The organism is Bifidobacterium sp. LH_558 (genome assembly GCF_056356295.1).
Window position 1 is genome coordinate 193,270 of record NZ_JBKETZ010000006.1, and the last position, 10,896, is coordinate 204,165.

7 protein-coding genes and 3 tRNA genes are annotated in these 10,896 nt (G+C 60.8%); 6 read left to right on the forward strand and 4 right to left on the reverse strand.

The features are described 5' to 3' along the window. Window positions 1-87 precede the first annotated feature (87 nt). The 4 genes from AC1AV0_RS09265 to AC1AV0_RS09280 all read left to right on the forward strand — a co-directional run bounded on the left by AC1AV0_RS09265 (window position 88) and on the right by AC1AV0_RS09280 (window position 5,994). The gene (locus AC1AV0_RS09265) at window positions 88-3,207 is read left to right on the forward strand and encodes an alpha-mannosidase (RefSeq protein WP_476573297.1); all 3,120 of its coding nucleotides are present in this window, start codon (window positions 88-90) and stop codon (window positions 3,205-3,207) included. 48 nt (window positions 3,208-3,255) lie between these two features. Next, window positions 3,256-4,554 carry a glycoside hydrolase family 125 protein gene (locus tag AC1AV0_RS09270; protein ID WP_476573299.1) on the forward strand — a complete coding sequence of 433 codons (1,299 nt, stop codon included), beginning with the start codon at window positions 3,256-3,258 and terminating at the stop codon, window positions 4,552-4,554. A 403-nt stretch (window positions 4,555-4,957) separates the two neighbouring features. Continuing rightward, window positions 4,958-5,332 (forward strand): PadR family transcriptional regulator, encoded by a 375-nt coding sequence (locus tag AC1AV0_RS09275; RefSeq protein WP_476573301.1) that lies wholly within the window; start codon window positions 4,958-4,960, stop codon window positions 5,330-5,332. Next, window positions 5,329-5,994 (forward strand): DUF1129 domain-containing protein, encoded by a 666-nt coding sequence (locus AC1AV0_RS09280; RefSeq protein WP_476573304.1) that lies wholly within the window; start codon window positions 5,329-5,331, stop codon window positions 5,992-5,994. Before AC1AV0_RS09275 ends, AC1AV0_RS09280 begins: the two co-directional genes overlap by 4 nt. 938 nt (window positions 5,995-6,932) lie before the next feature. Here AC1AV0_RS09280 and AC1AV0_RS09285 read toward each other — a convergent pair. The 4 genes from AC1AV0_RS09285 to galE form a co-directional block, all read right to left on the reverse strand. Then, window positions 6,933-7,008: transfer RNA gene (locus tag AC1AV0_RS09285), tRNA-Phe, on the reverse strand. Between the two features lie 46 nt (window positions 7,009-7,054). Then, a tRNA-Asp gene (locus AC1AV0_RS09290) sits at window positions 7,055-7,128 on the reverse strand. 157 nt (window positions 7,129-7,285) lie between these two features. Then, entirely contained in the window at window positions 7,286-7,993 is a 708-nt protein-coding gene (locus AC1AV0_RS09295; RefSeq protein ID WP_476573306.1) for a DUF4190 domain-containing protein, read from the reverse strand. A gap of 220 nt (window positions 7,994-8,213) precedes the next feature. Continuing rightward, window positions 8,214-9,224, reverse strand: a complete 1,011-nt coding sequence (galE, locus tag AC1AV0_RS09300; protein WP_476573308.1) for a UDP-glucose 4-epimerase GalE — start codon at window positions 9,222-9,224, stop codon at window positions 8,214-8,216. A 383-nt stretch (window positions 9,225-9,607) separates the two neighbouring features. On the opposite strand from galE, the gene trmB reads away from it, so the two are divergent. Next, on the forward strand, window positions 9,608-10,465 hold the full coding sequence (gene trmB / locus AC1AV0_RS09305; protein WP_476573311.1) for a tRNA (guanosine(46)-N7)-methyltransferase TrmB: 858 nt from the start codon (window positions 9,608-9,610) through the stop codon (window positions 10,463-10,465). A 59-nt stretch (window positions 10,466-10,524) separates the two neighbouring features. Next, window positions 10,525-10,599, forward strand: a tRNA-Glu gene (locus tag AC1AV0_RS09310). Window positions 10,600-10,896 lie beyond the last annotated feature (297 nt).

Sequence of the window (10,896 nt, forward strand, 5' to 3'; positions counted from 1 at the left end):
CCCGCCGATTCGCCCCAAGACCGATTCGGAATTCCAAAGCCAATTCCAAATAACAACGAACGTAACCCACATTTAGGAGACGTCGATATGTTCCTGCTACCCGACCAGCAGCTGGCGCGATGCGAGCGCGTCATGCAGCAGCGCGTCGAACCCCACATCCACTCCACCCTCGCGCACTGCACCTTGCGCGCCGTGGATAATCCCGGTGAGCCCGAGCCTTCGGGGGATTTCCTGTCCCGCGTGCGTGCGGGACAAGTCGAATGGCGAGACTTCGCCGTTCCGGGCGCTTGGGGCACCACCTGGGGCACCACCTGGTTCGAAGTCACCGGACATGTGGACCTTGCCGCGGCCCAAGGCCGTCCGGTCGAACTCTCCGTCGATTTGGGATGGATGACGCACCGCGGTCCGGGATTCCAATCCGAAGGCCTGTTCTATCGAGCCGACGGCACCGCCATCAAATCCGCGAACCCGCGCAACAGTTGGATTCCGTTGGTTGCCGCCGACGGCACCCCCAACGTGGAGTTGGACACCGACGGCAACTTCACCGTATACGTCGAAGCCGCGGCCAACCCCTTCGTCGAAGGGCCGACGCCCTTCTCCCAAACCGAGCTGGGGGAGTGCGCGGACGGCAACCCCAGCGGCTACACGCTCAGCCGCATGGATGTGTGCGCATTCAACAAAAGCATGTTCGACTATTACATGGATTTGGAAACCGTCTCGTCCCTGATCCGCGAACTTAAAGACGACGATCCACGCTATTGGCAGCTCGCCAAGGCGCTGCAGCGCTCGCTGAACGCCTACGACGAGCGCAAGCCAGGCACCGTGGCCGCCGCGCGCGGCGAACTCGCCGGCGTACTGGCCGAACATGCCTCATCCAGCGCCATCAGCCATATCGCCATCGGTCACGCTCATATCGACTCGGCATGGCTGTGGCCGGTGCGTGAGACGCGCCGCAAGGTGGCGCGCACCGTCTCCAATGTGCTCGCCCTGATGGACGAGGATCCCGACTTCACCTATGCGATGAGCTCCGCCCAGCAATACGCCTGGCTCGAAGTCGAGCATCCCGATCTATTCGCCCGTATGAAGCAGCGCATCGAGGAGGGACGCTTCATCCCCGTGGGCGGCATGTGGGTCGAATCCGACAATATGGTGCCCACCGGCGAATCGCTGATCCGTCAAATCACCTTCGGCCGCCGCTATTTCAAAGACCATCTGGGCGTGGAACCGCGCGGCATCTGGCTGCCGGATAGCTTCGGCTATTCGGGTGCCTGGCCGCAGATTGCCCGTCGTGCGGGATTCGACTGGTTCTTGACTCAGAAGATTTCGTGGAACGATACCACCAAATTCCCACACCACTCCTTCGAGTGGGAGGGCATCGACGGCACCGCGATTCTCACGCATTTCCCGCCGTCCGACACCTACTGCTCGTCCATGAGTATGCATGAGGTGCAGTATTCGCAACGCAACTTCCTCGACAAGGATCTGTCACGCAATGCCATCCTGCTCTACGGCTGGGGCGATGGCGGCGGCGGTCCCACGCGCGAGATGACCGCTCGTGTGCGGCGCGACCGTGATTTGGCTGGCTGCCCCAAAGTGGATTTCGGCACGCCGGACGAACTGTTCGACCGCGTGCGCCGCGACATCGTGGATGACGCGCGAGGCGAGACTCCGGTGTTCAAGGGGGAGCTGTATCTCGAACTGCATCGCGGTACGCTCACCTCCCAGCAGGATATGAAGCGCGGCTGCCGCGACGAGGAGTCGATGCTGCGTGCCGCCGAATACCTGTGCGCCGCCGCTTCGCTGAAGAACGTCGGCTACACCTATCCACGCGAGGAGCTGGACTCCATCTGGAAGACGCTGCTGCTCAACCAATTTCACGACATTCTGCCCGGTTCCGCCATCGCATGGGTGCATCGCCAGGCACGCGAGGAATACGCGCGCGACATCGAACGACTGCACGCCATCGCGCGGGATGCGGCGCATGCCATCGCCGCCGCGGAACCTGACTCCGAACTGGTGGAGCATGCGGTCATCACGCCGTATGCCGGCGATCCCGTGGCGGCATGGACCGTGCGTGAGTCTTCCGCCATCACCGCGGCGGATGCTGCCGAAAGGGTGGCGGTGCGTCGTGAGGGCGAGTCCATCGTGCTTGACAATGGTCTGCTTCGCGTCACCATCCTGCCCAGCGGCATCGTCTCCTCGATGATCGACCTCACCTCCGAACGTGAACTGGTGCCCGACGGCACCGGCATCGGGCGTTACGAACTGCTGCGCGACGAGCCCTTCCATTGGGACGCTTGGGATATCCAACGTGACGCCTTCCTTTGCGCCGACGGTATGGACGACTCGATGGTCTACGGCGTGGAGCAGGCTGCCGACGGTTCGGCCGTCGTGAAGGTGACCACCAGAGCCGAAGGCGTGAGCATCGACACCAGTATCACGCTGCGACCCGGCGCCACAAGCCTTGATTTCGCCGCCGACGTGGATTGGCGCACCCAGGAGCGCTTCCTCAAAGTGGACGTGCCCGTGGCCGTGCAGGCGCTGAACGCCCAGTACGAATGCCAATACGGTCTGGTCGAACGTCCGATCCAGAAGAACACGCGCAGCGACGAGGCCAAGTTCGAAAGCTGCACGCACCGCTTCGTGCGCGTGGCCGACGCCTCCTACGCGGCCGCCGTCGTCAACGCCAGCACCTACGGATCAGACATCGGTGAACTGCATGGCGGGCGCGGCACAATGATTCGCCTGTCTCTGCTCAGCGCGCCGTTGTATCCCGATCCGCGCACCGACCAGGGCATGCATTCCTTCGCCTGGAGTGTGGTGGCCGACGCCGACATGACCGCCGTGCTCGCCGACGCCGCGCGTCTGACTACCCCGGATTTGGGGGAGGTGCCCGTGTTCCGGCCGTTGGTGAGTCTTGAGAAGGTCCAGGGCGTGCCCGTGTTGGACTGGGTGAAAACCGCCGACGACGGCTCCGGTGATATCATCGCACGTGTGTATGAGGCCGCGGGTGGCATGGCCAAGGCAAGTCTCGCCCTGTGCGACGAATTGGCCACGGCCAGCGTGCGTGAGGTCGCCGTCACGGAGGACGACGAATTGGACGAGGGGCTTGCCCGCGCGTTCGATACGGATGAATCCCGGCGGGCGCAAGGCGCGACGATCACGCTGGCGCCCTTCCAGTTCACCACGCTACGATTGAGCCGATAACCGGCCGGCGGCATCGAAGCACATAAAGAAACAAGGTAAGGAACCTCCATGCGATACGACACCATCCCCGCATCCGTCCAACGGTTCATGGACCGCATCACCGAGTTGTGCGGCGCGGAACATGAGGCGTGGGCGCGCAATTTCAACGCCTGCTTCGCCAACACGCTGCTGACCACGGTCCGGCGTCACGATGACGGCACCACATTCGTGCTCACCGGCGACATCCCCGCGATGTGGTTGCGAGACTCCACCGCGCAGGTGCGCCCCTATCTGGTGCTGGCTCAGGAAGACCCAGATTTGGCGGACATGATCGCGGGACTGGTGCGCATGCAGTTCCGATACATCGGCATCGACCCATACGTGAACGCGTTCAATGAGGAACCCAACGGCAACACGTGGGATTCGGACGATCAAACCGACGTGTCGAGCCCATGGTTCTGGGAGCGCAAATACGAATTGGACTCGTTGTGCTATCCGATCCAGCTGGCATGGCTGCTGCACGCCAACACCGGGCGTTGTGACCATTTCGATGAGACCTTCGTCTCCGGCGTCAGGCGTGTGCTCGACGTGATCGAGACGGAACAGGACCATGCCGCGCGCTCGCCGTACTTCTTCGTGCGGGATTACACCATTCCCACCGAGTCGCTGGGGCGCGACGGGCGGGGAACGCCTGTGGCGGCCACCGGCATGTCATGGTCGGGCTTCCGGCCCAGCGATGACGCCTGCGTCTACCATTATCTGGTTCCCTCGAATATGTTCGCCGTGGTGGTGTTGGGATATGTGGAGCGTATCTTCACCGATATCATCCCGGACGAGGAAGTCGCGCAACGGGCCAGGGGACTGGCTTCGCAAATCCGCGAGGGCGTCGAAACGTACGCCCGCGTGGCCAATGCCGCCGGCGAGACGGTTTACGCCTATGAGGTCGACGGTTTGGGCAACGCGGTCATTATGGACGACGCGAACGTGCCCAGCCTGCTTGCCGCGCCGTACCTCGGATATTGCACCGCTGACGATCCGACATATCTGGCCACGCGACGCACGCTGCTCAGCGAGGAGAATCCGTATTATTACGCCGGTCCGTACACGCAAGGCATCGGCTCGCCGCACACGCCCGAACGGTATGTGTGGCCGATCGCGCGCAGCATCGAGGGGCTGACCAGCCCCGACCGTGAGGTCAAGGCCGAGATTCTTGACAATCTGGTCGCCATCGATGCCGGCACGAACCTCATGCATGAGGGCGTGTGCGTGGACGATCCAACGAAGTACACGCGCGAATGGTTCTCTTGGTCCAACATGATGTTCTGCGAACTCGTCATGGACTACTTCGACATCCGCGTCAAGCGCTGATGTTGAGCGCTCTTTTTAAGTTTGGTGTGTCCGGCTGTTCGGACGTGCTTTGCTAAAACGTTTGATGCTCGAGTTTGGTGTGCACAATCCGGCTTGTTAAACGAATCGGACACACCAAACTCGTTTTTTCCTCTTCTGTGCGCGGGTCTTGGCCTTGCGAAGTTGAGTATGGCGGAGGGCGTATATGGTCGGCAGATGGGAGCCGACTGCGGTGAACTTGGGGCGTTAGGGCAGATTGGCGTTGGGGCGGCAAGCCTTACCGGGATTGCGCTCCTCCAATTGTCTCGGAGACGGTTCGCGATTGATGGAATGTCATCCACCAGCTAGCTTGTTCTGCAAAATAGTGGTATCTTGTTTTACAAGATACCACTAGGTGTGGGCGACACAGACAGGGGAGGTGGGTATGGGTGAGGCAGCGGTGCCGACGCAGATGTTGAAAGGCGTTATCGAAGGCTGCGTTCTCGCGGTGATCGCGCGCGAGGAAACCTACGGGTACGCCATCTCCCAGCAGCTATCGGACTATGGCTTCGGATCAATAGCGGAAGGAACCATCTATCCGGTGTTGTTGAGGTTGGAGCGAAACGGTCACATCGCTTCTCAATACCGGCAATCGGCGTTGGGGCCCAAACGCAAGTACTACACCATCACCGCGCAGGGAGAGTCCGCGTTGAAGGAATTCCACATGCAATTCAACGCGCTTGCCGGCGCGGTGGGGTCCCTATTTGCGGATGCCGAGCTGCTACTGAAAACCCCAATAGTCCAGGAGGCCGAATCATGAGCAGGGACAGTCGTAGACTTCGCAAGGCCAACAACGAGCTCGAACGTCAGGTCGGGTTCTCCAGCTGGGACGTGCTTACCGATATCACGTGGTATCTGCGATCTTCGAAATTGACGAATATGCAACAAGAGCTTGTGCGTCGTGACATCATCACCATGGTGATTGATGGCGAGCGTCGCGGGCAGACGGCAAAAAACGTATTGGGTGAGGATTATCAGGCTTTTTGCGATGAGATCATCGCCGCCGTGCCGCGTACGTCGCTCAAACGGCGTCTCCTCGGGCGTCTGGGCGTGTTGTTCGCCGTGCTGGCGTTTGAGTGTGGATGTTTATTGTTGTCGGGACTTGTGCGTGGATATGTCGACTCGACGTTGCCAATGCTGGTCTTTTCCCTAGGGACCATCATTCAATACGCGATATTCATCGCTCTAGTGATTGTTCTGGTGCGGCAGCTCACGCGCCACGTTTTCGATATGTTCGGGCGGGAGCGTTGGTCCCGTCGCAAGATCGCCACATGGGTCGGCTATGGGGTGGGCCTAGCTGTCGCTGGCGGCATTGCCGTGTTTCTTCGCGAACCGGTGATTCACGTGCATGTGTTGGTCGGTGTGATCATCTTCGTGGGTGCCGCAGCCATCGCGCTAGCCATCGATTTCCTGGAGGATTGATTCTTCCGAGCGGTTTCCGCAACCGCCCATCGTGCGGTCCATGGTGCTGTGCTTTGGAAACGTTGCAATTCCGGGTTATAGGCCAAAATGTGTGTCCGGAATAGCCCGTGTGGCGTTGTTCCGGTTGGGTTCCGGGGCGTTCAAATGTGACGGGCGCTGGTTTTGAGGCCGGCCGGAATGTGTGTCCGGAAACGCGCCTGAGGCGTTGTCCCGGTTGGCGCGCGGTTCGAAAGTGGTTCTCTGGATGGCATGAGGATCCCATTGCGTCCGGTGTGTGGCGTGGCTCGTCGCCAACGCGGCCACGGACGAATAGGTCGAGGCGCTCCACGGGCGCGCGTGGGGGCGAAGCCCGCAGTGCGCGTGGGACGTCCGGCATCCCCAACCGGTACGGCACCGGCATCGACTGGAACGAATTCCACACCCACACCCGACATCCCGACGCCAACGGATAACAGGAACCCGCAGGCACGCAATTGGCCTATAAGCCGCTGTCACGCCATCCACTCGGGCGGCTCCAACATCCTTCGGGCGGTTCCATCACCTTTTGGGCGGTTTCAATATCCTTCGGGCGGTTGCCGTTTATGCGCATTCCTTGCCGTCTATTCGCAACAAGAATCAAAAACGTTGAAATTCCGCCATTCTTGATTTCAGTAAATGATCTGTCATCGAGGAATCCCCAATCCGGTAACCGCCCAAGAGATGCTGGAACCGCCCAAAAGGTGATGGAACCGCCCGAGAACCAAATCAGCCGCCCGAGAGATGATTGCGACCGCCCGAGCGATATGGAACTTAGACACCTGATACCTTGGCGCCACCGAATAACAGGAACCACCAGACACACAATTTGACCTATACCCCGCGATTCCAACCTGCCGCACCATGAACCGCACCATGCGGGGGAGAGAAACAAAAAACCTCGCGTTGCTGCGAGGTTTGAGTGGTGGCTCCGAGCGGGATCGATCCGCTGACCTAACGATTTTCAGTCGTTCGCTCTACCAACTGAGCTACAGAGCCATGAACAGTTAAAAAAACCCGGCGAACCGGGTTCCTACTATTCAAGCGACCCCGACCGGACTTGAACCGGCGACCTCCGCCGTGACAGGGCGGCGCTCTAACCAACTGAGCTACGGGGCCTTGGTGTTGTTCTCTCGTTTCCGTGAGGCAACGAGTAGATATATTACCGATAATCGAGCTTCATGCAAACCCCGGCGTGTCGCAAGGTTTGCAGGCAATGAAAAAGGCTTCCGGAGTGGTCCAGAAGCCTTGTGAAATCAGGGTTTTCGCCTATCGGTCAGGTCGTAGGCAGTGACGAGGTGTATCCGTCGAGCATGCGTTGCAGTTCCTCGTAGGTCATGCCGTAGTCGCCGTTTTCGAAGTAGCAATTGCCGCTGGAATCGCAGGACATGCTGTAGTCGTCCATGTGCTCGATCGAGTAGCCGGCAATCCATACGACGAGCGCGATCAACGCAATGGCCAGCACGGTGCCCAGCGCGCCGATGATGATGCCGGCGATGGACATTCCCTTGCTTTTCTCATGGCTTTTGTTGATCTGCACCAGCGCGACGATCGACAGAATCAGGCCGACCGGGGCGACCAGGAACGACAGGACGAACCCGGCGATGGACAGCGCGTTCCAGCGTTCGGTCGGCGGCTGTCCGTAGTAGTAGGCACCCTGCGGCGGATACTGCTGTCCGGGAACGCCTTGCGGTGGGTATGTGTATCCGGCGTTGGGCTGGGCGTACTGTCCATATGCGGGCGCGCCATACTGGCCGTATGCGGGCGCGGCCGGCTGCTCGCCGGCCTGAGCCGTCTGCTGGGCGTACGGTTGCGCGTAAGGCTGGGCGTAGGGGTCGGATTGTGCGGTGGCGGGCTGCTCGGTTGCGGGATTCGCGGGGAAGCTGGCCTGCGTTTCGGCCGGCTGCATCGGGGAGGTGGCGAAAGAATCGGTTTCGGGGCTATTCGACGGCTGAGGCGTCGGTGAGGTGTTGGTATCGCTCATGCCCTCCAAGTATAGACTGCGGCGGCATTATTCGCCGATTTCGTGGACGGTTGATGACAGGATGTGCGCGGAGTGATGCGGGTTGTATTTGCCTGCACGAATGGCGAAACCCCGGTCGCGCGGAGGTTCCGTGCTACCGGGGTCGGAGTCGTGTTTCGGCGGAGGTTGGCTCCTTCGAAGGTGGCCGTGGACCGTGGTCCGCGGCCTGTCGGCTGGTCTGTCAGTCGGCCTGCGTCCAGGTTTCGACGTCGATGTGATGTTCCGGATTGGCCTGCCAGGCCTCCCATGCGGACTTCACGATCTCCTCCACGTCGTACTTGGCGTGCCAGCCCATCTCCTCGTTGATGCGCTTGGGGGAGCCGATCAGATGCGGCGGGTCGCCGGCGCGGCGCGGCATCACGGCTTCGGTGAACGGCAGTCCGGTGACCTTCTTGACTTCGTCGACGATCTGGCGTACGGAGGTGCCCTCGCCGGTGCCCACGTTGAAGGCGTCGTACTTGCGCTCATCGCGGTCGAGGTACTTCAGGGCGGCGATATGCGCGTCGGCAAGATCGGAGACGTGGATGTAGTCGCGCACGCAGGTGCCGTCCGGGGTGGGGTAGTCGTCGCCGAAGATGGCGGGCGCCTTGCCTCGCTGCAGGCGGTCGAACAGCATCGGGATGAGGTTCAGGATCGCCGGATCCTCGAGCTCGACCGGGCCGCAGCCGGCCACGTTGAAGTAGCGCAGGCCGCAGAAGCGGATGCCGTAGGGTTCCTCGCAGGCGCGGGCCATCCACTCGCCGAACAGCTTGGTCTGTCCGTAGGGATTGATCGGCAGCATCGGCACCACGTCCTCGGGCACCACGTCGACCGGCGGCACGCCGTAGGTGGCGGCGGAGGAGGAGAACACGAGCTTCTTCGCGCCGGACTCCTTCATGCCGATAAGCACGTTGAGCATGCCGTTGATGTTCTGCTGGTAGTACCACAGCGGCTTCTCGACGGATTCGCCCACCTGCTTGCGGGCGGCGAAATGGATCACGGAGTCGACGTTCTCCGCCTTCATGATTTCGGCGAGGCGCTCGCCGGCGTCGGGGGAGGCGATGTCCATGCCGTAGAGGCGCGCGCCCTCGATGCGGGTGGGTTTGCCGTAGCTCAGATCGTCGACCACGACGACCTTGTCGCCGGCCTGATGGAGCGCGTGGACGACGTGGGCGCCGATATATCCGCATCCGCCTGTGACGAGTACTGTCATGTGCTGGCCTTTCGTTTCGTCGGTGTGCAAAAGTGAGCGGTTTTTGAAAGATGACTATTGTTCACTTTTGCTCTAGTTTGTTATCTTTTGGAACAATTTGAGTGTATCACATGAACATAATCGAACACGCGGTGGCGGGTTATGGTGTGTTGGTGGTTTCGTTCATGCGGGGCTGCCGTGGTTTGGTGCGGTTGGTTGGACGGCTGGCCGGATGATTGGCTGATTGGTTGGCCGGTTGGATGATCGGATGGTTCGGGGCAGTGGGGCATTGGCATGGTGATGGATTGTCTGCGAATGGCGTGGGTTCCTCCAATCGGTAGGGGATGGTGGATAATGGGACGGCAATCCACGGAACCGACAACCATCTACGGAAGTGAGCTGTGATGACCGAGCGAGCGACAATCTCCCCGGAAGCCAACGAGACCGAAGCCTTCGCCGCGGGCGAGACCCCGTCGGGGCATCCGCTGCATAAGGTGCTGTCGTTCGTGCGTCGGTCCGGCCGCCTGGATGCGCGTCTGCAGCGCGCGTGGGATGCGTTCTCCGAGCGGTATCTGCTGGATATCAACGCTGGCGAAGGGTCACTGGATGTGCGCTCCGGATTCGTGTTCGACCATGAGTATGTGCGGAAGCTCTGGGGAAACGACAATCCGCTGGTGGTGGAGATCGGCACCGGTCAGGGTGAGAACGTGGTGGCCGCTGCGGCCGCGCATCCCGAAACGAACTTCCTCGCGCTGGAGGTGTACGACCCCGGCGTGGCCCACACGCTGCTGTTGGCGGGCAAGCAGGAGTTGCCTAATATTCGCGTGGCCCAAGTGAACGCGCCCGAGCTGTTCAAGGTCATGGCCGATGGCGTGGCCGCCGAGGTGTGGACTTTCTTCCCCGATCCGTGGCCCAAGAAGAAGCACCATAAGCGCCGCATCGTGCAGGAGGGGCTGGCCGGCGAGATTCGCCGCGCGCTGGCCGATGGGGGATCGTGGCGCATCGCCACCGACATCGAAGACTACGCGCTGCACGTACATGAGGTGATGGACGGGCTTGAGGGCTGGCGCAACGAGGGCGGCTTGACCGTGAGCCTGCCCACCGAGCATGTGGGCAAGGGCAACGCCGGACTCGCCGCCGAGATGCCGCACGCCGATTTTGAGGAATCCGCGCGCTTCGACGGCCGTGTGCTCACCAACTTCGAAAAGAAGGGACTGGCCGCCGGTCGCGTCATCCACGACTTCACCTATCGCAAGGTGTGAGTACGACACGCCGTGTTTGCGCATATGCGTACTGCTGTGTAATATAACACGAGTTGTCTGCCCCCATCGTCTAACGGTTAGGACACCAGACTTTCAATCTGACAACGAGAGTTCGACTCTCTCTGGGGGTACCAAACAGAAACCCGCTTCGGCGGGTTTTCTTGTATTCGTACGGTTCTGGCGAAGGCGCATCGTGAGCGGCTTCCGTCAGCAAATGGACAAAGATACAGCGACACGTTCAGCGGATTATCGGTGAACGCTCATCAAGGGGGCTACACTGGGGAATCGTTGAATTGTTCAGAGGATGAACAATTCGCCACCACAGAAGGTACCAGCTTCAAAGGAGAGCATGTAATGGTCTATCGGATGATTTTCAACCAGACGGCGTATTTCGGTCGCGGCGCGATCCAGGAGATCCCGGGCGTGGCCAG

What these genes read in the sequence shown, in the direction of transcription:
- AC1AV0_RS09265 (WP_476573297.1), top strand. Translation starts at nt 88, where the DNA reads ATGTTCCTGCTACCCGACCAGCAGCTGGCGCGATGCGAGCGCGTCATG.
- galE (WP_476573308.1), bottom strand. Translation starts at nt 9,224, where the DNA reads ATGACAGTACTCGTCACAGGCGGATGCGGATATATCGGCGCCCACGTC.
- AC1AV0_RS09270 (WP_476573299.1), top strand. Translation starts at nt 3,256, where the DNA reads ATGCGATACGACACCATCCCCGCATCCGTCCAACGGTTCATGGACCGC.
- AC1AV0_RS09295 (WP_476573306.1), bottom strand. Translation starts at nt 7,993, where the DNA reads ATGAGCGATACCAACACCTCACCGACGCCTCAGCCGTCGAATAGCCCC.
- AC1AV0_RS09280 (WP_476573304.1), top strand. Translation starts at nt 5,329, where the DNA reads ATGAGCAGGGACAGTCGTAGACTTCGCAAGGCCAACAACGAGCTCGAA.
- AC1AV0_RS09275 (WP_476573301.1), top strand. Translation starts at nt 4,958, where the DNA reads ATGGGTGAGGCAGCGGTGCCGACGCAGATGTTGAAAGGCGTTATCGAA.
- trmB (WP_476573311.1), top strand. Translation starts at nt 9,608, where the DNA reads ATGACCGAGCGAGCGACAATCTCCCCGGAAGCCAACGAGACCGAAGCC.